Source organism: Aquabacterium sp. NJ1, assembly GCF_000768065.1.
In the GTDB taxonomy this organism is placed as follows: Bacteria; Pseudomonadota; Gammaproteobacteria; order Burkholderiales; family Burkholderiaceae_C; genus Aquabacterium.
This window is the reverse complement of record NZ_JRKM01000001.1, coordinates 1,037,371-1,061,151: the sequence shown is the minus strand read 5'-3', so window position 1 is coordinate 1,061,151 and position 23,781 is coordinate 1,037,371. Positions and strand designations below refer to the sequence as shown.

Here is a 23,781-nt window from a genome sequence, read left to right as displayed (position 1 = left end):
ATCCGGCGAAGCTTGGCCAGGCCGCTGCGCAACGTTCGCGTTCCCTAGGCCTGCGTCAACAAGTTGTGACGGCGAAGGCTGGAGGTTATGGCTTCCACGCAATCTGGATTGCTTGACGAGTTGCACGTGGGGCTCAGTGGTGCCCTGCCTGGGCTGGGGTGTCCCAGTCTCGGTAGGCGAATGTTGTCGGCAACCCACCCGGGTGGCCCGGGGGGCGCCTTCCCGGTTAGGCTGAGGGCCGGACAAATAGGGGATTGAATTGAGCACCACCGACACCGCCCGGCTTGCCGTGTTGATCGATGCCGACAATGCATCGGCAGCCATGATCAAGCCATTGCTGGAAGAGATTGCCAAATTCGGCATCGCCACGGTCAAGCGGGCTTACGGCGACTGGACAACCCAGAACCTGGTGGGCTGGAAAGATCAGTTGCATCGGCATGCGATACAGCCCATTCAGCAGTTCGCCTACACCAAGAGCAAAAACGCCACCGATGCGTCGTTGATCATCGATGCCATGGATCTGCTCTATGCCGGTAACGTCGACGGCTTTTGCTTGGTGTCATCGGACAGCGATTTCACACGCCTGGCTACCCGCATGCGGGAGGCTGGCAAGCTCGTGTATGGGCTCGGTGAGCAAAAGACGCCAGAGGCCTTCCGCGCAGCGTGCGACAGGTTTATCTACTTCGAGGTACTGCGATCAGCGTCGCCTGCGACCGAAGGTCGGCCGACGGTGGATGACATTCCAGATCTGAAAGAAGCCTTTACTCAGGCCTTGGCAGCGATTTCCCGCGACAGCGGCTGGGGGGCGCTCTCAGCCGTGGGTTCACACATCGCCAAAAACAATCCGGCGTTTGACACGCGCCTCTACGGATGCACAAAGTTGAGTGAGCTTGTTCGCAAGCAGACTTATCTTGAGGTCAAGGAAAACACGGACGTGTCTGGCTTCACCCACCTTGCCATTCGCCTCAAGTGATGGCCGTTCGGTCATTCAGCAAAGGAAGGAAGGGGGCTTTGGTCAAAGTCCAGATCGGCCTTGTCAATCTGGAACGTCTCTTTCAGCTTGTCGATCAGCTGTTGGCGTTTGTTGTCGTTAGCGGTGCTCATGGCAGCCTTCTCAGGCGTAAGGCACGAGGGCATTGCTGTCGCGGGTCAGCAGTTGCATCAGTTTGGGGTGGATGAAGAGCTTTTCTTTGCCGTACTGCATTTCACGCAGCACACCCAGCTCCACCAGGTCTTTCAGGTATCGAGAGGCAGCCTGTCGTTGGGCGATGTCTTTCTCGACCAGGTTGGCGATGCGGCAATAGGGCTGCTCGAAGATCACATCGACCAGCTCGCGGCTGTAAATCTTGGGCAGGTGGGCGCGTACATGCTCGGTGGTGTGGTCAGCGAGCTTGCGGATGGCCGCAATCTTGGCCGTGGTCCAACGCGAGGTTTCTTCAACAGCTTTGAGCATGAACAGCACCCAGGGCTCCCAGGCCTCTTTTTGCGTCACATCCAGCAGCAAGCGGTAGTAATCGGCCTTGTGGGCGATGATGTGGCGGCTGAGGTAAAGGATGGGCAGGCTGAGCAGCTCTTCCTGGATCAGATACAGGATGTTCACCACCCGGCCGGTGCGGCCGTTGCCGTCGACGAACGGGTGAATGGCTTCGAACTGGTAATGCCCCACAGCCATGCGGATCAGCGGGTCCAGCTCGGTCTGGGTGTGCAGAAAGCGCTCCCAGTTGGCCAACAGGTCTCTCAGGTGTGCCTCGCCCTCTGGTGGGGTGTAGATCACCTCGCCCGTTCGGTCGTTCGCGAGTTGAGTGCCTGGTGTGCGGCGGATGTCCATGTCTGCACCCTTGAGGGTGCGGCAAATTTCCACGGCGGTGGCGGTGCACAGGGGGCGGTCTTTCAGTGAAAGGAACCCCCGCTGTAAGGCCGATCGATAGCGAAGAGCCTCTTTGGTGGCGTGGTCAGCCGTGCCGTCGCCTTGGACGTGCTGGAACAGCTGGTCGGTTGTGGTGACGATGTTCTCGATCTCGGAGCTGTCCTTGGCTTCCAGCAGCGGGATCGTGTTGATCAGCATGGTCTGGTTGGGGATCAGCTCTGCCGCCTGTTTCAGCTCGGCCAGGGCGGCACGCGCAGTGATGCACGCCTTGAGCACGGCCTTGCTTTCAATGTCATGCCGAGGCGGCAAGGGGGGCAACTGGTTGTAGGGCGTTTCAGGGCGCCAGGGGGGCAAAGGGTCGCTCATGGGCCAGGCGGTCTCGTGGTTCAGACTGCGACACGAAACTTGATCATGTCGATATTTTTCAGAATTGGCGACACGTTATCACGTCATGTCGTCAGCGGCGACACGTTGGCTGAATGTGTCGCTAGATTCGCGTTTCTGCGACGTGTCAAGCGATTTCCCACCGGATGGTGAACAGGTGCCCGCCAACTCATGATCCTTTGGTCGTTGGTTCAAGTCCAACACGGCCTACCAACAAATTCAACGATCTGGCAGCGATGTCAGGTCGTTTGTCTTTGTTGAGCATGACGCAAACGTGACTCTGAACGGCACGTAAAAAGTCTGAGCCTGTGGGTTCGCTCAAGTCGAAGGCGTTTCTGCCGATATCGAGGCCATGCATTTGGTGGCATGGCCAGGCTGCTCATTTCGCCTTGCCAAACCAATACCGTACAGATTCACAGGCAGTCGCGATCTGGGTCGGGCTCTGCGCCTTGGTGAGCGGTGACTTACCCGCTGATCTCAAGCCGCCACCACAGTCAAGGACTCGCCATGTTCAAGATTCATCCAGCGCCTTCCGACGCGGCACAGCTCGATGTCGGCCCCGAAAAGGGTTGCGGCGCCTGCAGCACGGCCGAACCGCTTGGTTTTCAGTTTGACTATGCTTACCAGCCCATCGTCGATGTGATTGGTCGCAGCACCTATGCGCACGAGGCATTGGTGCGCGGCCCTGCGGGTGAGGGGGCGCTGGCGGTGCTGTCGCAGGTGACGGAGCAGAACCGCTATCGCTTCGACCAGGCCTGCCGCGTGAAGGCCATCAAGACTGCAGCGCAACTTGGCCTGAAGGATCGGCTGTCGATCAACTTCCTGCCCAACGCGGTCTACAGGCCGGAGGTCTGTATCCGGACGACGCTGGAGGCTGCGCGCGCGCACAACTTTCCCCTTGATCACATCATTTTCGAGGTGACCGAAGGTGAGCGTGTGGAGGACGGCCCCTGGCTGGCGACCATCCTGCAGGCATACAAGCAGTACGGTTTCCTGACCGCGATCGACGATTTCGGCGCGGGCTATGCCGGCCTCACCCTGCTGGCCGACTTCACGCCGGACTTCATCAAGCTCGACATGGCGCTTGTGCGCGGCGTGAACGTCAGCAAGTCACGCCAGGCCATCGCACGCGGCATGGTGCGCGTCTGCCAGGAGATGGGCATCCAGGTCATCGCCGAGGGTATCGAGACCGCCGATGAACGCGACTTCTTCCTGCATGAAGGCGTGACGCTGATGCAGGGCTTCCTGTTCGCCAAGCCCGTGTTCCGCGCGATCACCTCGGCAGCCGAGGTGTCCTGGCCGGAGCCGCTGCACCGCTCAGGGGCTTTTTCCTTTACGCGGGCTTGATCGCCGCGAAGTGCTCGCCTGCCGACGTGGAGTACCACATGTCGATCAGCCCGGTGGCCGACAGCGTCGTGATTTCAGGCCGTGCGACCAGCCAGTTCAGGACGGTCTGGCGTTGTTCTTCGGTCATGCTGCCGCGCCCGAATTTCTCCACGGCGCCGCCTGTGGCCCATCCGCCAAAGCCCAACTCATTGGCATCGATGGCTTCCACGAGGAAGGCTTCGATCAGGGCATTTTCGTCGGCGCCAGGCTTGAGCGTCGCTTCGAACAGGAAGCCAAGCTCCTTGAATTCGCCGATGTGCAGCTTCTTGCGCTGGCGGCGGCTACGTTGTTTGGACATGACTGATCCTTGTTGCTAAGTGGGCTCGCATCATAGAAGCTCCGCGAGCGCAAACCGATCAAGCCTGTGGCAGGTTGGCCGCCGCCGCCAGCTTGTCGGTCGCCCGTTGCGCCAGTTGCGTGATGAGGCCCCAGCGGCCCGCCTCAATGTCAGCCAGCGGGGCCAGCCACGAGCCGCCCACCAGCGCCACATTGCGTTCGGCCAGCAGGGTGGTGAAGTTGTCTTCATTGACCCCACCGGTGGGGCAGAAGCGCACATCGGGGATCGGTGAGGCCAGGGCCTTGAGCATCTGCTGGCCGCCGGCTTGAGCCGCCGGGAAGAGCTTGAGCAGCTTGAAGCCGCGGTTGCGGGCGTACATCACTTCGCTGGGCGTCATCACGCCCGGCACGAAGGGCAGGCCTTGCGCGATCACGGTGTCCAGCAGGTCTGGCGTGTGGCCTGGCGACAGTCCAAAGCGGGCACCAGCACGCATCACCTTGTCGACATCGGCCGCTTGCAGCAGGGTGCCGGCGCCCAAGGCCATCTCAGGCACCTCATCGGCCACGGCCTTGATGGCATCCAGCGCACACGGGTGGCGCAGCGTGATCTCGATGACATCGATGCCACCGGCCAGCAGGGCACGAGCCAGGGGCACAGCCTGCCTGGCCTCGCTGAGCGCGATGACGGGCACCACGCGGGACTTGAACGAGGGCAGGGGGGCGGGTGTGGTCATGGTGATGGTGGTGTGCGTATGCTGAGAGGTATCCAGATCAGGCATCAGCGATGCAGTGCAGCGCCGAACAAGGGGCTGCCCCCGGCCTCGGCGTTGCCCGCGTTGTGGCGGAACAGGCCGAACAGTTCTCGGCCTGTGCCCAACTGGTTGTGGTGCAGATCGGGCACGGTCACGCTGCGGGCGGCCAGGGTGGCGTCGTCTACCTCCACGCGCAGCTCGCCGGTCTGGCCATCGAGCACGACCATGTCACCTGTGTACACGCGGGCGATGGGGCTGTCGTCCAGCGCTTCCGGGCTCACGTGGATGGCGGCCGGCACCTTGCCTGATGCACCCGACATGCGGCCATCCGTCACCAGCGCCACTTTGAAGCCCTTATCCTGCAACACGCTGAGTGCGGGCGTGAGCTTGTGCAGCTCAGGCATGCCGTTGGCGCGCGGGCCCTGGTAGGTGAGCACGGCCACGAAGTCGCGCTCCAACTGGCCTGCCTGGAAAGCATCCAGCACATCCTGCTGGTCATGGAAGACGATGGCGGGCGCCCGCACCACGCGGTGCTCGGGCTTGACGGCCGAGACCTTGATGACAGAGCGGCCCAGGTTGCCGCGCATGAGCTTCAAGCCCCCATCTGCGCTGAAGGGCTCGGCCACAGGGCGCAGCACGGACACATCGCCGCTCTGCAGGGGTGCATCGTGCCAGCTCAGTGTGCCGGTTTCCAGGCTGGGCTCTTGCGTGTAGTGGCGCAAGCCAGCGCCGGCTACGGTGTTCACATCGGCATGCAGCAGGCCGGCATCCAGCAGCTCGCGGATCAGGAAGCCCATGCCACCGGCAGCATGGAAGTGGTTCACATCGGCCGAGCCATTGGGGTAGATGCGCGCCAGCAGAGGCACCACGGCAGACAGGTCCGAAAAGTCATCCCAATCGATCAGCACGCCGGCCGCGCGGGCCATGGCCACCAGGTGGATGGTGTGGTTGGTAGAGCCGCCTGTGGCCAGCAAGCCCACGATGCCGTTGACCACGGCCTTCTCATCGACGATGTGGCCCAGTGGCGTGGGCTGCTCGCCATCGTGGCTCAAGGCCAGTGCCCGGCGCACGGCATGGGCCGTGAGCGCTTCACGCATGGGCGTGCCCGGGTTCACGAAGGATGAGCCCGGTAACTGCACCCCCATGATTTCCATCAGCATCTGGTTGGAGTTGGCCGTGCCGTAGAAGGTGCAGGTGCCGGCGCTGTGATACGACTGGGCCTCGGCTTCGAGCAGGGCCTCGCGGCTCACCAGGCCCTGCGCATATTGCTGGCGCACCTTGCCCTTCTGGTCATTGGGCAAGCCCGATGTCATGGGGCCGGCGGGCACGAACACGCTGGCCAGGTGGCCAAAGCGCAGTGCACCGATCATCAGGCCCGGCACGATCTTGTCGCAGATGCCCAGGTACAGGGCGGCGTCAAACACCTTGTGCGACAAGGCCACGGCGGTGGCGAGGGCAATCACGTCGCGCGAGAACAGCGACAACTCCATGCCTTCGGCGCCTTGCGTGATGCCGTCGCACATGGCGGGCACACCGCCCGCCACCTGGGCCACGCCGCCTGCCTCGCGGGCCACCTGCTTGATGAACTCGGGGTAGGTGGCATACGGCTGGTGGGCCGACAGCATGTCGTTGTAGGCCGTGACGATGCCGATGTTGGTGCGCCTGGATTCGCGGATGGCCAGCTTGTCGTTGACTGGCGCGGCGGCAAAAGTGTGGGCCAGGTTGGCGCAGCCCATGCCCTTGCGCTGGGGGGCGTGCTGGCCGGCTTGCTCGACCATGGCGAGGTAATCGGCGCGGCTGGCGGCGCTGCGTTGGCGGATGCGCTCGGTGACCTCGGCGATGACAGGGTGAATCGGCGTGGGTGTGGCGTTGCTCATGTTCAGGTTCCCATCCGTGCGGACATCAAAGGACAGTCTATGGCAAGCCTGTCTGCACGTCGGGTGTCAGGTCTCTGCACGGAAAGATATCAGCAAGGGTGTCGAATGCGTGCTGCCTTCTTGTACCATTTGTGTGGCCCCGCCTTCACAAGAGACACGGCACATGAATGCTTCTGACCAGGACCACCCGTCCGCCCAAGACCCTCACCACCTGTTGAGGGATGACATCCGACTGCTGGGCCGCGTGCTCGGCGACACCGTGCGCGAGCAGCACGGCGAGGCCACGTATGAGCTGGTGGACCAGATCCGCCGCCATTCGGTGCGCTTTCGGCGTGAACACGATCAGGCTGCCCGCCAGGCACTGGAGAGCACGCTCGACAGCCTGTCGCGCGACCAGATGCTGCAGGTGATCCGATCCTTCAGTTATTTCTCGCTGCTGGCCAATATCGCCGAAGACCAGCACCAGATCCGGCTGCAACGCCAGGCCGCCCTCAGTGGCGAGCCGGCCAGCGAAGGCACGCTGGAGCATGCGCTGGACCGCTTTGCCGCTGAGGGTCTGAGCCCGCAGCAGGTGCTCGAATTGATCGGGCACGCGCAGGTGGCGCCCGTGCTCACCGCACACCCCACCGAAGTACGCCGCCACAGCATCCTGCACGAGCAGATGCAACTGGCCCGCCTGCTGCGCGAACGTGACCAGAGCCCGCAGACGCCGCAAGAGCAAGCTGAGTCTGCCGAAGAACTGCGCCGCATCGTGCTCACCTTGTGGCAGACGCGTTTGCTGCGGCCCACCAAGTTGTCCGTGCTGGACGAGGTGGCCAACAGCCTGGAGACGCACGAGCGCACCTTCCTGGCTGAAGTGCCGCGCTTGTATGCGCAGCTTGAAGACCGCCTGCGCGCGGACCTCAAGCAGGCCCGGGCACCGCAGGCCGATGAGCTGGCCTTGCCCAACTTCCTGCACGTGGCCAGCTGGATCGGTGGTGACCGCGACGGCAACCCCTTCGTGACCGCGCAGGTGCTGGATGCCACCTTGCGCATGCAGGCCGAATGCGTGCTGCGCCACCACCTGGCCGAGCTCAATGAACTGGGGCTGGAGCTGTCGATCTCGGCCTTGCTGGCCAAACCATCAGAAGCGCTGCTGGCTCTGGCCGAGCGTTCGCCTGATCAGTCCCAGCACCGCATGGACGAGCCTTACCGCCGTGCCATCAGCGGCTTGTATGCGCGCCTGGCGGCCACCTACCAGAACCTGATCGGACGCAAGCCTGCTCGCCCCGCCTTGGGCGAGGCACCTGCTTACGAAACGGCGGACGAACTGCTGGCCGACCTGGACGTCATCCACCGTTCGCTCAAGGCCAATGGCTCGGCCTCGCTGACGCGCGGGCGCCTGCGCCAGTTGCGCCGTGCCGTGCAGGTGTTCGGCTTCAGCCTCGCACCGCTGGACCTGCGCCAGAACTCGGACGTGCACGAGCAGGTCATTGCTGACTTGCTGGAGGCCGCCGAGCCGGGCTCGGCCTACCTGTCGCTGGACGAAGACCAGCGCGTGGCTCGCTTGCTGGCCGAGCTGCAGACGGCCCGCCCGCTGTACTCGCCGCACATTGCCTACAGCGAGCTGAGCCAGGGTGAGATCGCGATCTTCCAGCAGGCCCGGCTGGCGCATCAACGGTATGGCCGCCAGTCCGTGGCCCAGTGCATCATCAGCAAGGCGGCCAGCGTGTCCGACATGCTGGAGGTGGCCGTGCTGCTCAAGGAGGCTGGCCTGCTGCAACCCGCGCGTGGCGATCAGCCTGCACGCCTGGCGCTCAACGTGGTGCCCTTGTTCGAGACGATTGGCGACCTGCGCGCCGCCCCCGGCATCATGGACAAGCTCTTGTCCTTGCCTCTCTATCGCGAGCTGCTCAAGAGCCTGGGTGACGTGCAGGAGGTCATGCTGGGTTACTCCGACTCGAACAAGGACGGCGGCTTCCTGACTTCGGGCTGGGAGCTGTACAAGGCCGAAATCGGCCTGGTGGAGGTGTTCGCCCGCCACGGCGTGCGCCTGCGCCTGTTCCACGGCCGTGGTGGCTCGGTGGGACGTGGTGGTGGCCCCAGCTACCAGGCCATCCTCGCGCAACCGCCTGGTGCGGTGCAGGGCCAGGTGCGCCTGACCGAACAAGGCGAGGTGATTGCAGCCAAGTACGGCCAGCCCGAAACCGGTCGCCGCAACCTGGAGGTGCTGGTGGCCGCCACGCTCACCGCCAGCCTGCTGCCGCCGAACCGGGGCGTGCCCACCGAGTTCCTGGACGTGATGGAAGAGTTGTCGGCCACGGCCTTTGCGGCCTACCGCCACCTGGTCTACGAAACCGAAGGCTTCGAGCAGTTCTTCTGGGAGTCCACGGTGATTGCCGAGATCGCCCATCTGAACATCGGCAGCCGCCCGGCCTCGCGCAAGAAGTCCACCTCCATCGACGACCTGCGCGCCATCCCCTGGGTGTTCAGCTGGGCCCAGTGCCGCATCATGTTGCCGGGCTGGTATGGTTTTGGCAGCGCCATCGAGGCCTATGTGCAAAAGCACGGCGAGGCCGGTGCACGGCGCCTGCAGGCCATGCACGCGAACTGGCCTTATCTGTCCAGCCTCTTGTCGAACATGGACATGGTGCTGACCAAGTCCGATATGGCCATCGCCTCGCGTTATGCGGGCCTGGTCAGCGACAAGGCCTTGAGTGCGGCGATCTTTGGGCGCATCCGGGCCGAGCATGAACTCACCTTGCGCCACCTGCTGATGGTGACCGGCCAGCAGACCCTGCTGGAGCGCCACCCCGAGTTGCAGCGCCACATTGCCGACCGCCACCCGTATCTGGACCCGCTCAACCACCTGCAGGTCACGCTGCTGGAGAGCTTCCGCGAGCGCCAGCGGCGCCAGGAAGCCGTGGACGAGCGCATCCAGCGTGGCATCCACCTCACCATCAACGGCCTGGCTCAGGGGCTGCGCAACAGCGGTTGAGTCCAGGGGCGTCAGCGGGCAACCTCATCCCTACATGGCGCAAGGGTTGCAAGCCCACGAAGCGTGACAGGCGTGAAGAAGTTGTGCTGCTGGCACATCGGTGCGAGCTTGTCTGCATTGGCAAGGTGAGAGCCCGGGTGCTAGATTGGCTTGATCCGCCTGTGCAAGCCCCTTGCCCGTGTGTACCGGAGTGCTGTCGCCATGGATCTGTCCCAAGCAACACGTGATGTGTTGAACAGCTGCCCGGTGGGCTTGTTGATCGCCGATGAGTCGGGGCGCCTCGTCTTCGTCAACCACACCTTGCTGGCCTGGGCGGGGCTCGACGAGCAGGATCTGCTGTCGCAGCCCGGTGATGAGCCTCGTATGGTGGGGCCCGCGCAGGCTTTGCTGAAGGCTTGCCAGTTCTCCCGAACGCAGGCCGATGCCATCAAGCTGGACCTGGTCCGATCAGATGGCCAGATCCGGCGCCTGAGCCTGCAGGCCAAGGCGCAGACCCTGGATGGCCGCCCCTGCCATGCCACCTGGGTACAGGACCGCACATCCCTGGTGCAAGCCAGGCGCTCGGCGCAGGAGAACCAGCAGTTGCTGCAGTCCATCATGGACCACGCCCCCGCTGTCATCTACGCCAAGGACCCGCAAGGGCGCTACCTGCTGGCCAACCAGGCCTTCTGCGATGTCGTCGGGGTCACCCACGAGCAGACCATTGGCCACACAGATGCCGACTTGATGGACGCCGAGCTGGCCCGCCGGTTCATGGATGTTGACCGCGAGGTGCTGTTGGGAGGCTGCGCCCAGCAGCGGGAGGAGTTGCTGCCGCAATCCGATGGCAGCACGCACACCTACATGTCCTTGAAGTTCCCCGTGCTGGGGGAGCGCGGCGAGCCATTTGCCCTGGCGGGCGTGTCGTCGGACATCACGCCCCTGGTCCGCGCCAAGCAGTTGGCTGAAGAGGCCACACGCGCCAAGTCGGAGTTCCTCGCCAACATGTCGCACGAGATTCGCACGCCCATGAACGCGATCATCGGCATGTCCTACCTGGCCTTGCAGACGGCGATGAGCCCGCAGCAGCGCGGCTATGTGGAAAAGGTGCACCGGGCTGCGCAGAACCTGCTGGGCATCATCAATGACATTCTGGATTTTTCCAAAGTCGAAGCAGGCAAGCTGGAGCTGGAGGTGGCGCCCTTCAGCCTCGACCAGGTGCTGGACAACCTCAGCAGCCTGGTGGGCCTCAAGGCCGAGGAAAAGGGGCTGGAGTTGCTGTTCCACACGGCGCCCAGCCTGCCGCCGGTGTTCCATGGCGACGCCTTGCGGCTGGGGCAGGTGCTGACCAACCTGGTGAACAACGCGGTGAAGTTCACCGAGCGTGGCGAGGTGCTGGTGTCGGTGAACGAAGTGGCCCGCGAAGGCGAGCAGATCGAGCTGCACCTGGCCGTGCGCGACACCGGCCTGGGCATGAGTGCCGAGCAGCAGAGCCGGTTGTTCCAGAGCTTTTCGCAAGCAGACAGCTCGACCTCGCGCCAATACGGTGGCACAGGCCTGGGCCTGGCCATCTGCAGGCAACTGGTCGAGTTGATGGGCGGGCGGATCTGGGTGGAAAGCGAGCCGGGCAAGGGCTCCACCTTCCATTTCACGGTGAAGCTGCGCTGGAGCACGCATCTCGAAGAAGTGCGCCCGCGCCACTTGGTGAGGGCCGATGGCCTGCGGGTGCTCATCGTGGACGACAACCTGTCTGCCGGCGAGATCCTGCAAACCATGGCGCAGCGGTTCCAGTTCGATGTGACGGTCGTGGGCAATGGCCCCGATGCGCTGGACCAGGTCCGGCAGGCTGAGAAAGCAGGGCGCCCCTTCGAGGTGGCGCTGATCGACTGGCGCATGCCGGGCATGGATGGCATCGAGTGTGCGCGCCTGATCCAGTCCGCTGACCAGGTGAGTCAACCGCCGGCCGTGATCATGGTGACCGTGTCGGCCCGTGACGAGGCGCTCAAACAGGCTCAGGCCATGCAGGTGCAGCTGCAAGCGGTGCTGACCAAACCCGTGACGGCCTCTACCATGCTGGAGGCCGTCAGCGCGGCACTCGACAGCGCGCTGGTGCAAGGTGATGCAGACTTGGGCAAACCGCAGGACAAGGCGCCGAGCGCCGACCTGGCCGGCACCCGCGTGCTGCTGGTGGAGGACAACGAGGTCAACCAGGAGTTGATCGTGGCGTTGCTGAGCATGGTCGGGGTGGACGTGGTGCTGGCCGGCAACGGCCAGTCTGCGCTGGACATGCTCGATGCCCTGCCTGATGTCGATTGCGTGCTGATGGACGGCCAGATGCCCGTGATGGATGGCTACACCGCCGCTCGCCAGATCCGGGCGCAGCCGCGTTTTGCAAACCTGCCCGTGATCGCGCTGAGCGCCAACGCCATGGCCAGTGACCTGGAGCAGGCCTTTGCGGCCGGGATGAACGACCACATCGTCAAACCGATCGACGTGGACACCTTGTTCAGCAAGCTGGCCTGGTGGATTCGGCATGCCAGGTCGTTGGCCCCGGTGCAAGCGCGGTAGTGTCGTGGCGGTGGCAGTGTTGCGGGCCGCCGAGGTAAGCTCCACCTTCCCTGACCAAACCGCCTGGACGTGGTGAGCGCATCTTCTTCGACAACACTGGGTTTTCGCCAGACCCTGCTGGCCATGCTGGGCCTGTGTTTCGTGCTGATCCTGGTGGCCCTGGACCAGACCGTGATCGGCACCGCCTTGCCCACGGTGGTGGCCGAGCTGCATGGCTTCGACCTGTATGCCTGGGTGGGCACCGCCTATCTGCTGACCTCCATCATCACGGTGCCCATCTTCGGCAAGCTGGGTGATGAACACGGGCGCAAGCCCTTTGTGCTGGCGGCCATCGTGCTGTTCACGGCCGCGTCCATGTTGTGCGGCTGGGCGCAGAACATGCCGCAACTGGTGCTGGCGCGTGGTGCACAAGGCATCGGCGGGGGCATGCTGGTGGCCACCACCTTTGCCTGCATCCCCGACCTGTTTCCCGACCCCAGATCGCGGCTGCGCTGGCAGATCATGTTCAGCACCAGCTTCGGGCTGGCCAATGCGGTGGGGCCGTCCATGGGCGGTTACCTCACCGAGCACTGGGGCTGGCGCTCGGTGTTCTTCGTCAACCTGCCGGTGGGCCTGGCCAGCTTGTTGTTCGTGTCGCGCTACCTGCCGCACATCCGCCACGCCGAGCACGAGCCCAAGCCGCTGGACTGGCAGGGCTCGGCGCTCATCGCGCTGTGCCTGGGCAGCATGCAGTTGCTGGTCGAGTGGTGGCCGCAGCACAAGCCGGTGGCCTGGTTGCTGGCGCTGGCTTGTGTGATGGCCGTGTCGCTGGTGACGTTGATCTGGTGGGAGCGGCGTTGCCCCAATCCCGTGCTGCCCATGAGCCTGTTGTCCGACCGGCACCTGGTGCCCTTGTTCACGCTCTCGCTGTCCATGGGCTTTTGCATGTTCGCGGTGATGTACTACGCGCCGTTGATGTTCCAGGGGGGCTTCGGCTTGTCGCCGAATCAGGCGGGCTTGTTGATCACGCCGTTTGCCGTCTTCATCACGGTGGGCAGCATCACCAATGGCCGCATCGTGACGAGGTTGTCTTCACCCAACTGGATGCTGTACGTGGGCGCCGCCCTGTTCTGGCTGGCCGCGCTGGCGCTCACACAGGTCACGGCGAGCACGCCACATGCCCTGGTGGTGGCCGCGATGATGACAGGCGGGCTCGGTATCGGTGTGCTGCTGCCTAACCTCACCTTGTTCACCCAGGCCAGTGCGCAGCGCCAGCAACTGGGCGTGGCCACGGCCATGCTGCAGTCCACGCGCATGATGGGCGGCATGCTGGGCACGGCCCTGGTGGGCACGCTGGTGTCGCACCACTATGTGCAGGCCGTCGAGCAGGCCTTGGTGCAGCGTGGCCAGACCCGGTGGCTCCCATGGTTGAGCGACCCGCAGATCCTGGTGGATGCGTCCGAGGTCACGCGCTTGAACGCCTTGGTGACCCAGGCCGGGCAGGACACTTCGGCCTTGCTGGATGTGGCGCGCCACGGGCTGGTCAGTGCCATCCATGATGGGCAGTGGATCGTGGTGGGCTTGATGGTCATCGTGGCCGTGCTGGTCAAGTGCGTGCCGCCCATGAACCTGCATGCCGACAAGCCCTGAGCCGGGCCAGCCCTCGTTATGATCCGGCGCATGAACCTGCACAAGGTGCCGCTGCTGCGGCAGATTCACATCCGGCCGCGCCTGTTCATCGCAGGCGGTTTGGGCATCACGGTGGCGCTGGCCTTGCCCCTGCATGAAGCCACGCGCGAGATCACGCGCTGGATCATCGGCTGGAACGTGGGGGCCTGGGCCTACCTGGCGCTCGCGGGCTGGATGATGGCGCGTTCGAGCAAGGCGCAGATTCAGCGGCGCGCGTGCCAGCAGGACGATGGCGCGGCGGCCATCCTGACGCTGGTGGTGATCTCGGCGCTGGCCAGTCTGGGCTCCATCGTGGCGGAGTTGTCCGTGGCCAAGGATTTCACCGGGGCGGCCCGCATGGCACACATTGCGCTGGCGGGCGGCACGATCCTGTCGTCCTGGGCGTTCACGCAGGTGATGTTCGCGCTGCACTATGCGCACGATTTTTATTCGGCACGACGCCAGGGGCAGCCAGGCGGGCTGCAGTTCCCTGACACGCCCGACCCCGATTACCTGGACTTTCTCTACTTTGCCGCCGTGATCGGCACATCGGGCCAGACGGCCGATGTGTCGATCAGCAGCTCCGGCATGCGGCGTGTCGGCCTGGTGCACTGCGTGCTGGCGTTCCTGTTCAACACCAGCCTGGTGGCCCTGACCATCAACGTCGCGTCCAGCCTGCTGTGAGTGCGCAGGCCGCGCTTGAGCGGCTCGCCCAGGTGGCTCAGGGGTGCGTGGCGATCACACCGCAGGCGATGCGGGCGCCCGAGTTGCCGGTCGGCTGGGTCTTGTAGTCGTCGGCATTGGCATGCAGGATCACGCTGCGGCCGTCGATGCTGTTGGCGTCGCCCTTGATCGTCACGCCGTGCAACATGAACTTCTGGTCGATCACGCCGTCGGCGTCGGCCTTCAGGCTGGGCATGTCGCCGGCATGGTGCTCGGCGTCCTGCGGGCCGTGGGCGGTCTTGCCTGGGTTGAAGTGGCCACCGGCGCTGGTGCCGTCCGTGCTGGCGCAGCTGCCCACGTCATGCAGGTGAAAGCCATGCTCGGAATTGGGCGCCACGCCCGTGATGTGCGCGTGCACCATCATGTGGTCCTGCATCTGGTGGAAGACCACCATGCCGCGGGCCGTGTTGCCCTGGGTGGGCGTCAAGGTGGCCATGGCCATGCCTTGCATCATGCCCTGGCCCATCATGCCTTGACCGCCCATCATGCCGCCCATCGTGCCGCGTTCACCGCCACCCATGCCGGGGGCGTTGGCGCTGGCCTGCCCGTTGGGGCTGTAGGGGGTCGAGCAAGCTGCGAGGGCCAGCATCATGGCCGCGGTCGACAGCCAGTGAGTGTGTTTCATTGGTAAAGCCTCCTGTTGGTAAATCGTTGAACGGGCCACTGTAGCGCCGCAGACCGTGAATTTTGGACAGTACCCTTGCAGGTGGCCTTGTCATGTCGTCGAAATGGCGCATCTGCATATGGACTTATCCCCGTATCCTGTGGATAACCTTGTTGGCAAGCTTTGAGGAACGCGGGTTCCCCCTGGGGTGAGCGTTGGAGTGCTGCGAAATGAGGCAATTTGATGACGGTGTTCACGGCTTGTCCGAAAAGGCGTGAAGGGGGCATGCCAGCCTTGGATGCCCGAAAGGCAGTAGCGATGAGTTTTTCAAGCAAGGCCCGATGGTGGCCACGACTCGGTGCCGCACTTCTGCTGGCCGCAGCCCCGTTGGTACAGGCGGCAGACGGCACGTACGGGCGGGTCATCGTCAAGCTCAAGCCGGACGCCAGTGTGCTCAGGAGCAGCGTGGTGCAGGTGCAGTCTGCGGGTGGCTCGACGCAGACGCACCTCATGCAAAGGCTGGGGCAGCGCCGTGGCCTGGTGGTGCAGGACGGGCGAGAGGTTGGCCCGCGTGTGCATGTGGCGATGGCGCAGGGCTTGAGCTCGGAAGCGCTGGCCGCCGTGCTGGCCAAAGACGGCGATGTGATGTATGCCGTGCCGGACCGTTTGCGCCGGCTTCACAGCGTCTACCCTGATGACCCGCTGTTCTCCAATGTGAGCAACCCCAATGTGGCAGCAGGGCAGTGGTTCTTGCGTACGCCAGATGTGGATGCTCCCCATGCGGCCATCAATGCACAGGCTGCGTGGGTTCGCACTGTCCCTGTGAGGGGTAGTGGCATCACCGTGGCAGAGATCGATACGGGGGTGCGCACGGACCACCCGGATCTGGTCGACAAGCTGCATCCAGGCGCCAATATGATCAGCTACGCCTCTGTGGCTGGGGTGCCCAAGCCGGGCGGGCGCAGCACCGATCCGTCTGACCTGGGTGACTGGGTCGATCAGAACGGCATCAATGAGATCAATTCCGAGCTGAAAACCACGGTGGACTGCCAGGTGCTGGACACGAGCACCTGGCACGGCACCAAGGTGGCGGGCATCATCGGGGCCAAGGCCGACAATGGTATAGGTGGTGCATCCGTGGCGCCGGAGGCGATGATTCTGCCGGTGCGAGCCTTGGGCAAGTGCGGGGGCTGGGACTCGGACATCATGGCCGGCATGCGCTGGGCTGCGGGGCTCCCGGTAGATGGCGTGTCAACGCCGCCGGTCGCCAACGCCCGCGTGATCAACATGAGCTTGGGTGGCAGCGACACGTGCTCGCTGGCCTACAAAGAGGTCATCGCCGAGCTCACGGCGCTCAATGTGGTGATTGTGGCTTCCGCCGGCAATGACAACGGCCTGGCGGTGTCCACACCGGCCAATTGCCCGGGCGTGATCGCCGTCGCTGGGGTGCGGCATGTGGGCGCCAAGGTGCGGTATTCGTCCCTGGGGCCGGAGGTGAGCCTGAGTGCCCCGGCTGGCAACTGCGAGAACGCCACAGGTGATTGCCTCTACACCATGCTCACCACAACCAATAGTGGTGACAAGGACCCTGTTAGCAACGCAAACGGTGGGTCCATTTATACGGACCAGATGAGCCGTTGGGCCAATGGCACCAGCTTTGCTGCCCCCCAGGTCAGCGGTGCGGCCGCGCTGTTGCTGCAAGCGCGATCCAGTCTGACTCCGGCGGCGGTATCGTCACTCTTGCGGCGCCACGCCCGAGCGTTCCCGACATCCGGTGACCCACTGGCGAGCGGCCGTTGCGTGGCCCCGAGTGCGGCCGAGCAATTCGAATGCTATTGCACGACTCAAACCTGCGGCGCCGGCATGCTCGATGTGGATGCGGCCGTGCAGGCGGCGTTGACCGACCCCGTGGCCGTGATCACGGTGAAACCCTCGACACAGGCCACGCCACAGCCCAACCAGCCTGTCTACCTCAATGCGGCGCAGTCCATGGTCAGCCCGGTAGGGGGCAGCATGAGCAGCTACGCCTGGCAGGTGCTGGACGACGGTGGCATCGTCAATGCGTCAGGCTGGTCGCGCAACAGCGTCGAGACCCAGTTGACGCCGACGGCGCCGGGAGCCTTCAAGGTGCAATTACAGGTCACCGATGACAGTGGCCGCTCGGCGACGATCGACCAGTGGGTGTACGTGCCTGCCAGCGTGCCTGTCACCAATACCAGCACCTCATCAGGTGGCGGCGGTGGCAGCGTCGATGGAGCCGCGCTGATCGGGCTGGCCTTGTTCACCTTGATGGCCAGCGTGTCGTACCAGCGGCGCAGCCGCGTCAGGGCAGTGGCATCAACTCGTCGAACGCGACGTCCTTGATGCGCGTGGGCACGTCCTGTGATTTCAGGTAGCCGTTGACCGAGGCCTTGACGGCTTTGCTGAACTGCAGCATGCCGCCAGGGTCTTTCAGTTCGTCGCGCGTGATGCCCGTGCTGGCTTCCTGGATCATGGTCTTGAAGGCCGGGATATAGGGTTCCAGTTCACCGGCATCCTTGTCCTTGGCCAGGCGCAAATTGACCTTGACGTTGACCATCCGCCCGTCGGCGGTCTGGGCCATGACCTTGGGGACGTTCAGCCAGACGGGTTTGGGCCGTTGCTGCTCGGTGCCCGGCGACGAAAAATGCGTGTAGGCCCACACACCGCCCCCCAGCACCACCACCGCCAGGCCGATCACCAGTTCAAGCAGCCAGTCGCTGATGCCTGAGGTGGGTTGATCGATCTCTTTCGCGATGGCCATGCGCTGCGCTCCGGTCAGAAGGGTGTCGGGTGGATGACGTGAACCTTACTATGGCGCCGCCGAAGCGACGCTGACGGGCAGCGCTCAAGCGCGACAAACGCACGCCGTTCCGTCGCTTGAACCCGGGTATGAAAACATTGTTTTTTCGGCCAAGGCCTCTTGTCCGCTGATGCCGGCCGCCTGTCTCAGTCCATCATCCAGGCGGGCTGGTCATCCGGGGTCTGCATGACGTCGATCTGCTGGCGCAAGAGGTCAATCTGCTGCTGCCAGTACATGGCCGAGCCGAACCAGGGGAAGGCGGCCGGGAAGGCCGGGTCGTGCCAGCGGCGGGCCAGCCAGGCGCTGTGGTGGATGATGCGCAAGGTGCGCAGCGGCTCCACCAGCTTGAGTTCGCGCCAGTCGAACTCGGCGATGGATTCATAGCCTTCCAGCAAGGCGTTGAGCTGGACCTGGCGGTCGCGCGGGTCACCGCTGAGCAGCATCCAGAAGTCCTGCACGGCGGGGCCCATGCAGGCATCGTCCAGGTCGACGAAATGCGGGCCGTCCGGTGTCCACAGGATGTTGCCGGGGTGGCAGTCGCCATGCAGGCGGCGCAGGCGCAGGCCATCGATGCGGTCAAAGGCCTGCTGGCACAGGTCGAGCGCCTGGTCGGCCACGGCCAGCCACAGGGTGCGCTGCTCGATGGGCAGGCTGTCGCTGTCGGCCAGCCATTGGCGCGCTTGCCGGCCGGTTTGCGCCACGCCCATCGTCGGGCGATGGACGAAGGGGTGTTGAGCCCCCACCAGGTGCAGGCGGGCCAGAAAGCGGCCCAGCCAGGTCAGCACGCCCAGGTCTTCGAGTTCGGGTGAGCGGCCGCCGCGCCGGTGGCTCACGGCCACGCGGTGGCCCTTGAAAAAGCCCAATGTCGGGGGATCACCTTGTACGCTGGCACCCTCCAGCGCGGCTTGCAGGGGCATGGGCGGCACGGCCGGCACTTCGGCGGCCACCAGTTCATGCGCGAAGGCGTGTTCTTCGAGGATCTGTGCGTCGCTCCAGCGGCCTGGCCGGTAGAACTTGGCGACCACGAAATGGCCGCTGTCCAGCCCGATCTGGAAGACGCGGTTTTCGTAGGAGTTCAGCTGCAGCAGCCGGCCGTCCACACGCTGGCCCAGGGCCTCCAGGGCATCCAGGACGAGGTCAGGGGTGAGGTCGGCGTAAGGGGTGTCGGCGTGCATGCGCCATCTTAACGACGACGGCTGGCATCAGAGCTGGGTTTGCGCGCGGCCCCAGATCACGAGCTGGTCGTTGATCAGGTGCATGACCAGGCCGCTGCCGGCCAGTTGAACGGCCAGCCGGGCGGCCGACAGGGAGATGTCCACGCCGTTGTCGGAGGGGATCAGCGTCAAGGCCAGGATGGCGCCGGCGAAGGGCAGGCAGGCGGCCAGCGACCCGGCGGTGAGCGTGCGCCAGTTCAGGTTGTGACGGCGGCCGAAAGCGCGCAGGACCCCCAAGCGCCAGGCGGCCACGAAGAAGTTCGTGACCAGCACAAAGGACAGGACCATGACACCGATGAGGGGGGCAAATGCATTCATAGTGGAGCCAGAGGATACCGGCTCCACCTGAAAAGACCAAGGGTTAACCCGTGAGTGAGGGGGTGGGCAGCGTGCATGAATTCACACTGCGCAACCCCGCCGGGTCACTCCAGCTGCGAGGCCGCGGCCATGGCCTTGATGATGGCCGTGTTGATGTCGCCAAAGCCGATCATCAGGGCCTCGGCGGCCTCCTTGAGGTCGAAGACGCTGCTGCCTTCGATGGCTTGCACCAGGCAGAAATACGGCTCGTAAGGGCCGGTGTTGTCGGCCAGGGCCTGGTACACGCGCTCGGGCACGGGGATGGTTTTGAGCAGGTCGCTGAAGGGTTGCTGGAACATGCGGTCCAGCAGCGAGAACACGCCGCAGATGAACAGCTCGTTGCGCATCTCGTCGTCACCGCTGATGCGGGCGAGCTCTTCCATCAAGAGGCCACGGCGCACGGCGGCGTACATCACCGGCTTCATGTTCGGGTCCTTGCTGGCGGTGGCCAGCAGCAGGGCGAGCCAGCGCTTGAGGCGTTGATAGCCCAGGATCATGATGGCGTGGCGGAACGAGCTGATCTCGACCGACAGCCCGAAGGCCGGCGAGTTGATGTAGCGCATCAGCTTGTAGGCCAGGGGCGGGTCACGCTTGAGCGTGTTCTCCAGCACCTCGATGTCTTCCTGCTTGTGGACCTGGTCGATCAACATGACGATGACTTGCAGCGAGGGCTGATCGGCCGGTTTGTTGCCGGCCTTGATGACGTCGTCGATGGGCCAGCCCAGCACGGCTGCCGCACCGCGGCGGAAGCTGGTTTCCATGTCCGGCACATTGCTGACGCCAGCCTGGACGTGGCCGATGTGGCGGGGGATGCCTTCGGGCGAGACGCCGGCACCGCCGGTGGTCTGGTCAATGCGGCGGTCTTCCTCGAAGTCGACGATGGCGTACTTGAAGCAGTCCAGCACCTCGCGTGGCAGCTCCTGCAGGGGGCGGCCCTTGAGCAGCATGGTGCTGCCATTGGCATGCAGGGTGCACATGGGTTCGGTGTTTTCAGGTGCCGAGGCCATGAAGGCCGGTACTTCCACCACAACGTGCGTGCCCGGTTGCGCCACGATCAGGTCGTGCAGCAGGCCTTCGCTGGCCACGTTGAGCCACAGCTGGCCGCCACCGCTGGGCCAGGCTTCGGCGAGCGCGTCGAGCAGTGCGCGTGGGTCCAGCTTGGCGCTCGGGTTGAGCGGGAACACCGTCAGGCGTGTGGCGATGACGTTGCGGTTGCGATCGATGACCGGGCAGTAGGCCAATGCGGTCTGGTTGAGAATGGGATGGTCCATGTGAGGGGCCTGCCTTTACCCTTTGATTTAGCCGTTGATGTATTGGAACAAGGACAACTTCTGGATCGAGGCGTAACTCTGAATGGCCGCCTGGTAGCCAGTTTGTTGGTTCTGGAAGCTGGAGATGGCGGAAACCATGTCGAGATCCTCGGCATTGGACTTTTCCGTCTGGGCCGCCAGCTTGTGCGTGTCGTTGCGGCTCTGGATGCCGTCCATGCGGTTGAGCTGTTCGCCCACCGCGGAGCGGGCGCCCTGGATGCTGCTCAAGGCCGCATCGAGCTGGGTCATGCCGGTGTTGACAGCCTGTTGCACGGCGCCGCCTTGCGGGTTGGTGGCCTGCAGCGCGGCAATGGTGTTGTCCAGGCTGGTGAACACATTGAGGTTGTTTTGTGCCTCGGTGACGTTGAAGGTGTCGCCATCGGCGGGCACACCGGAGATCGCCACCGCCATGCCCTTGCCCGGGATGGCGATCTGCTGGCTGCTGGTGTAGGGCTGGCCTGATGCGATGGGGTTGCCGTCTTCCAGCACGTCGTACGTGGTGACACCGCCCGAGACGTGGAAGTTCACGGCATAGGCCGGGGCAGGCGTGGCCGGGTAGGGCAGCTGGCTGGGGTTCGTGACCGAGCCCGAGCTGATCCAGCCCGTGCCGCTGTTGGCCCCGCTGGTGACGCTGTTGGTGCCGGGTGCCGTGTTGAACACGCCATTGCCGGACTTGGCGTTCAGCCAGACTTGCTGGCCGTCTACCGTGAGGTTGAGGTGGTCGGCCTGCGAGGCCAGCGTTTCGCCCGCCTGGCCCTGGAAGACCACGCCGGTGGGCGTGTCCACAAAGGGTGGGGAGGACGAGCCTTGCCCGCCGAAGACATAACCGCCGCCGCCATCCGACGTGTTGGCCACGGTCAGCAGTTGCGAGCGGATGTCCTTGAGCTTGGCGACCAGCGCCTTGCGGTCGCTGTCCGAGTAGCTGCCGTTGCCGGCGGCCACCAGGGTTTCACGTGCGGTCTGCAGCAGGTCGGTGGCCGTGCCCAGAGAGGACTCGGCGATGTTCATCACGTTGCGGCTGGCGTCGAGCGTGCGCTGGTCTGCTTCGGTGCGCGAGATCTGCGCCAGGGCGCGTTCGGCCCGTGCGGCCGCGGTGGGGTCGTCGCTGGCCACATTGACCCGTTTGCCCGAGGTCAACTGTTGCTGCGAGGTGGACAGGTTTTGCTGCCGCTCCTGCAGGTTGTTGATGGCTTGTGCATAGCCGTAAGCCGTTGCAATGCGCATGATCAGGTTCCTTCCTTATGCCAGCGCGTCAAGCCTGCGCGGTCTGCAGCAAGGTCGCGAAAAGAGACTGGGCGATCTGCAGCACCTTGGCTGCCGCCTGGTAGCTCTGCTGATACTGGATGAGCTTGGCCGCTTCTTCATCCAGGTTCACGCCGCTGGTGCTGGTCAGTGTCTGCTCCGAGCCGGTCAGCAAGGTCTTGGAGATGTCAGCCGAGGTCTGCCCGCCTTGCACGATCACGCCCAGGTTGCCGATCATCTGCGAGTAGGCATCGGTCACCGTGGTCTTGGACGTGCCGTCCAGCGAGACGATGGCCTGGTCCCGCAGGCCCAGCATGGCCATGGCGTTGCCGTTGTTGGAGGCCGGGAAGGCCGTGCGCGAAATCTGGATCGAGTCACCGGCCTTGGGCACGCCCTTGATGCTCAGGTTGAACAACGCTGCGCTCGGGGTGCTGGCAGGGTCCTGGTCGGTGATGGGGGTGCCGGGCGTCCAGCTGCGCGGTGGCGAGGTGTCCTTGTAAGGGGCGCCTGTGCTGTCGGTGAAGCTGTAGACCAGCTTGGTGGGGTCGCTGGGGTCGGTGGCGAACACCACGTTCAGCGGCGCGCCGGTGGTGGGCTGCGAGGTGGCAGCGTCCAGTGCATTGGTGGTGGGCAGGGCGCGCACCATGACAAGCGAGTCGATGGTGGCGGTGCCGGTGTTGGTGAGCGCAGGGGTGGCCGACAAGGGCGAGGCCGCCGCAAGCCCCTTGGGGGCGGTCATGGACAGGGTCAGCGAGGCGGCATCCGAGGTGTTGGTGAACAGCGGGTTGCTGACCGGGTTGCCTGCGGCGTCGAAACTGGTTTGCAGGTTGCCATCCAGGTCGATGCCCAGTGCCTGCTGGGCATTGAGGGCATCGGCGAAATTGGCGCCAAAGGTGTTGAGCTGCTGGCGGGTCTGGGCCAGGTCGTAGTCCTGGAACTGCAGCAGGCCGTGCAAAGCACCGCCGGTCATCTGGTTGCTGTCGAGCACGCGGGTGGTGCCGTTGCTGGAGAGGGCCACACGGCCTTGGGCCGGGTTCGTGGCGTCATGGACCACGGTCAGCGTTTGTGCATCGTTGCCCAGCACGAGCAGCTGCCCGCCGCCCATGAACACGCTGGTGGTGCCATCGTCTGCGGCCACCGTGGTGACCTGTACCTGCTCGTTGAGCTGCTTGATCAGCTGGTCACGTTTGTCCAGCAGGTCATTGGGCGCGTGGCCCGAGCCGGTGTATTTCGCAATGCTCTGGTTGACTTCGGCGATCTGCTTGGTCAGGTTGTTGATCTGCGCCACCGAGGTGCCCATGTCGGACATCACGCCAGTTTGCAGGTCATTGAGCTGCTTGCCGGCCGTGTTCATGCGGCTGACCCAGTCCTGCGCGCGGGCCAGCGCCACCTGGCGGGCCGAGACGTCCTGGGGCTGGTTGGCCACGTCCACGAAGGCATTGAGCACCTGGTTGGCCGAGTAGCCCAGGCCGGCTTCACCGGTGGGCAACACGGATTCCATTTGCTTGAGCTTGTCCAGCCGAGTCTGGTCGGCGCTGTTCTGGGCCGTGTTGACGTTGACCTGCTTGACCAGGAATTCATTCGTCGATCGGGTGACCGTGACCACCTGCACGCCACGGCCATAAAAGCCGGCACCCGTGAACATGCCGCCCTGGGTGGCCAGCTCGACGTTCTGTTGCGAGTAACCCGGCGTGTTGACGTTGCTGATGTTGTGCGAGACCGTGTCAAGCATGGCTTGAGTGGCCGTCATGGCCGAGGTCCCGATCCCGAAGATGCCTGTACCCATGGTGTACTCCT

General features: G+C 64.4%; 18 protein-coding genes. 7 read left to right on the top strand and 11 right to left on the bottom strand.

The genetic code is table 11. From position 1 onward, the window contains the following. Positions 1-259 precede the first annotated feature (259 nt). Positions 260-973, top strand: a complete 714-nt coding sequence (locus JY96_RS04550; RefSeq protein ID WP_035035327.1) for an NYN domain-containing protein — start codon at positions 260-262, stop codon at positions 971-973. 141 nt (positions 974-1,114) lie between these two features. Here the strand turns inward: JY96_RS04550 and fic are convergent, their stop codons facing one another. Next, on the bottom strand, positions 1,115-2,233 hold the full coding sequence (gene fic / locus JY96_RS04545) for a protein adenylyltransferase Fic (protein WP_035035325.1): 1,119 nt from the start codon (positions 2,231-2,233) through the stop codon (positions 1,115-1,117). Between the two features lie 525 nt (positions 2,234-2,758). On the opposite strand from fic, the gene JY96_RS04540 reads away from it, so the two are divergent. After that, the gene (locus JY96_RS04540; RefSeq protein ID WP_052162138.1) at positions 2,759-3,598 is read left to right on the top strand and encodes an EAL domain-containing protein; all 840 of its coding nucleotides are present in this window, start codon (positions 2,759-2,761) and stop codon (positions 3,596-3,598) included. Here the strand turns inward: JY96_RS04540 and JY96_RS04535 are convergent. The 3 genes from JY96_RS04535 to edd are packed head-to-tail and all read right to left on the bottom strand — an operon-like array spanning position 3,585 to position 6,542. Then, positions 3,585-3,935 carry a YggL family protein gene (locus tag JY96_RS04535; protein ID WP_035035322.1) on the bottom strand — a complete coding sequence of 117 codons (351 nt, stop codon included), beginning with the start codon at positions 3,933-3,935 and terminating at the stop codon, positions 3,585-3,587. The two genes, JY96_RS04540 and JY96_RS04535, sit on opposite strands and share 14 nt — an antisense overlap. A 58-nt stretch (positions 3,936-3,993) precedes the next feature. Continuing rightward, on the bottom strand, positions 3,994-4,647 hold the full coding sequence (locus JY96_RS04530; protein ID WP_035041222.1) for a bifunctional 4-hydroxy-2-oxoglutarate aldolase/2-dehydro-3-deoxy-phosphogluconate aldolase: 654 nt from the start codon (positions 4,645-4,647) through the stop codon (positions 3,994-3,996). A gap of 44 nt (positions 4,648-4,691) precedes the next feature. Further along, positions 4,692-6,542: a phosphogluconate dehydratase gene (gene edd / locus JY96_RS04525; protein ID WP_035035320.1), complete on the bottom strand. Its 1,851-nt coding sequence runs from the start codon at positions 6,540-6,542 to the stop codon at positions 4,692-4,694. 163 nt (positions 6,543-6,705) lie between these two features. Between edd and ppc the strand changes: the two genes are divergently transcribed. The 4 genes from ppc (at position 6,706) to JY96_RS04505 (ending at position 14,397) form a co-directional block, all read left to right on the top strand. Further along, positions 6,706-9,519 (top strand): phosphoenolpyruvate carboxylase, encoded by a 2,814-nt coding sequence (gene ppc / locus JY96_RS04520; RefSeq protein ID WP_052162137.1) that lies wholly within the window; start codon positions 6,706-6,708, stop codon positions 9,517-9,519. A gap of 201 nt (positions 9,520-9,720) precedes the next feature. Continuing rightward, positions 9,721-12,066, top strand: coding sequence for a response regulator (locus tag JY96_RS04515; RefSeq protein WP_052162136.1), 2,346 nt, complete (start codon positions 9,721-9,723; stop codon positions 12,064-12,066). Between the two features lie 123 nt (positions 12,067-12,189). Next, on the top strand, positions 12,190-13,695 hold the full coding sequence (locus JY96_RS04510; RefSeq protein WP_081961582.1) for an MDR family MFS transporter: 1,506 nt from the start codon (positions 12,190-12,192) through the stop codon (positions 13,693-13,695). A gap of 30 nt (positions 13,696-13,725) precedes the next feature. After that, positions 13,726-14,397 (top strand): DUF1345 domain-containing protein, encoded by a 672-nt coding sequence (locus tag JY96_RS04505; protein ID WP_235333849.1) that lies wholly within the window; start codon positions 13,726-13,728, stop codon positions 14,395-14,397. Positions 14,398-14,434: 37 nt separating this feature from the next. Here the strand turns inward: JY96_RS04505 and JY96_RS04500 are convergent, their stop codons facing one another. Continuing rightward, positions 14,435-15,061 carry a superoxide dismutase family protein gene (locus tag JY96_RS04500; protein ID WP_035035312.1) on the bottom strand — a complete coding sequence of 209 codons (627 nt, stop codon included), beginning with the start codon at positions 15,059-15,061 and terminating at the stop codon, positions 14,435-14,437. Positions 15,062-15,358: 297 nt separating this feature from the next. On the opposite strand from JY96_RS04500, the gene JY96_RS21960 reads away from it, so the two are divergent. Then, positions 15,359-17,404: a S8 family serine peptidase gene (locus JY96_RS21960; RefSeq protein ID WP_161784238.1), complete on the top strand. Its 2,046-nt coding sequence runs from the start codon at positions 15,359-15,361 to the stop codon at positions 17,402-17,404. Here the strand turns inward: JY96_RS21960 and JY96_RS04490 are convergent. From JY96_RS04490 to flgK, 6 genes are all read right to left on the bottom strand, one after another. Then, the gene (locus JY96_RS04490) at positions 17,364-17,822 is read right to left on the bottom strand and encodes a flagellar basal body-associated FliL family protein (RefSeq protein WP_035035310.1); all 459 of its coding nucleotides are present in this window, start codon (positions 17,820-17,822) and stop codon (positions 17,364-17,366) included. The genes JY96_RS21960 and JY96_RS04490 overlap by 41 nt on opposite strands. 185 nt (positions 17,823-18,007) lie before the next feature. Continuing rightward, positions 18,008-19,036 (bottom strand): serine/threonine protein kinase, encoded by a 1,029-nt coding sequence (locus JY96_RS04485; RefSeq protein ID WP_035035308.1) that lies wholly within the window; start codon positions 19,034-19,036, stop codon positions 18,008-18,010. Between the two features lie 27 nt (positions 19,037-19,063). Next, positions 19,064-19,393 carry a hypothetical protein gene (locus tag JY96_RS04480; protein WP_035035306.1) on the bottom strand — a complete coding sequence of 110 codons (330 nt, stop codon included), beginning with the start codon at positions 19,391-19,393 and terminating at the stop codon, positions 19,064-19,066. A 104-nt stretch (positions 19,394-19,497) separates the two neighbouring features. Beyond that, entirely contained in the window at positions 19,498-20,703 is a 1,206-nt protein-coding gene (locus tag JY96_RS04475; RefSeq protein ID WP_035035304.1) for an EAL and HDOD domain-containing protein, read from the bottom strand. A gap of 27 nt (positions 20,704-20,730) precedes the next feature. Next, positions 20,731-21,966, bottom strand: coding sequence for a flagellar hook-associated protein FlgL (flgL, locus tag JY96_RS04470; RefSeq protein ID WP_035035301.1), 1,236 nt, complete (start codon positions 21,964-21,966; stop codon positions 20,731-20,733). 28 nt (positions 21,967-21,994) lie between these two features. Next, complete coding sequence (gene flgK / locus JY96_RS04465; protein WP_035035299.1) at positions 21,995-23,770, bottom strand: flagellar hook-associated protein FlgK; 1,776 nt, start codon at positions 23,768-23,770, stop codon at positions 21,995-21,997. Between the last annotated feature and the right edge of the window lie 11 nt (positions 23,771-23,781).

Excerpts from the sequence above, each read along its gene's own strand:
- JY96_RS04500 (WP_035035312.1), bottom strand. The coding sequence starts at position 15,061 with ATGAAACACACTCACTGGCTGTCGACCGCGGCCATGATGCTGGCCCTC.
- JY96_RS04530 (WP_035041222.1), bottom strand. The coding sequence starts at position 4,647 with ATGACCACACCCGCCCCCCTGCCCTCGTTCAAGTCCCGCGTGGTGCCC.
- edd (WP_035035320.1), bottom strand. The coding sequence starts at position 6,542 with ATGAGCAACGCCACACCCACGCCGATTCACCCTGTCATCGCCGAGGTC.
- JY96_RS04475 (WP_035035304.1), bottom strand. The coding sequence starts at position 20,703 with ATGGACCATCCCATTCTCAACCAGACCGCATTGGCCTACTGCCCGGTC.
- JY96_RS04540 (WP_052162138.1), top strand. The coding sequence starts at position 2,759 with ATGTTCAAGATTCATCCAGCGCCTTCCGACGCGGCACAGCTCGATGTC.
- fic (WP_035035325.1), bottom strand. The coding sequence starts at position 2,233 with ATGAGCGACCCTTTGCCCCCCTGGCGCCCTGAAACGCCCTACAACCAG.
- JY96_RS04515 (WP_052162136.1), top strand. The coding sequence starts at position 9,721 with ATGGATCTGTCCCAAGCAACACGTGATGTGTTGAACAGCTGCCCGGTG.
- JY96_RS21960 (WP_161784238.1), top strand. The coding sequence starts at position 15,359 with ATGAGTTTTTCAAGCAAGGCCCGATGGTGGCCACGACTCGGTGCCGCA.
- JY96_RS04490 (WP_035035310.1), bottom strand. The coding sequence starts at position 17,822 with ATGGCCATCGCGAAAGAGATCGATCAACCCACCTCAGGCATCAGCGAC.
- flgL (WP_035035301.1), bottom strand. The coding sequence starts at position 21,966 with ATGCGCATTGCAACGGCTTACGGCTATGCACAAGCCATCAACAACCTG.
- flgK (WP_035035299.1), bottom strand. The coding sequence starts at position 23,770 with ATGGGTACAGGCATCTTCGGGATCGGGACCTCGGCCATGACGGCCACT.
- ppc (WP_052162137.1), top strand. The coding sequence starts at position 6,706 with ATGAATGCTTCTGACCAGGACCACCCGTCCGCCCAAGACCCTCACCAC.
- JY96_RS04480 (WP_035035306.1), bottom strand. The coding sequence starts at position 19,393 with ATGAATGCATTTGCCCCCCTCATCGGTGTCATGGTCCTGTCCTTTGTG.
- JY96_RS04510 (WP_081961582.1), top strand. The coding sequence starts at position 12,190 with ATGCTGGGCCTGTGTTTCGTGCTGATCCTGGTGGCCCTGGACCAGACC.
- JY96_RS04535 (WP_035035322.1), bottom strand. The coding sequence starts at position 3,935 with ATGTCCAAACAACGTAGCCGCCGCCAGCGCAAGAAGCTGCACATCGGC.
- JY96_RS04485 (WP_035035308.1), bottom strand. The coding sequence starts at position 19,036 with ATGCACGCCGACACCCCTTACGCCGACCTCACCCCTGACCTCGTCCTG.
- JY96_RS04505 (WP_235333849.1), top strand. The coding sequence starts at position 13,726 with ATGAACCTGCACAAGGTGCCGCTGCTGCGGCAGATTCACATCCGGCCG.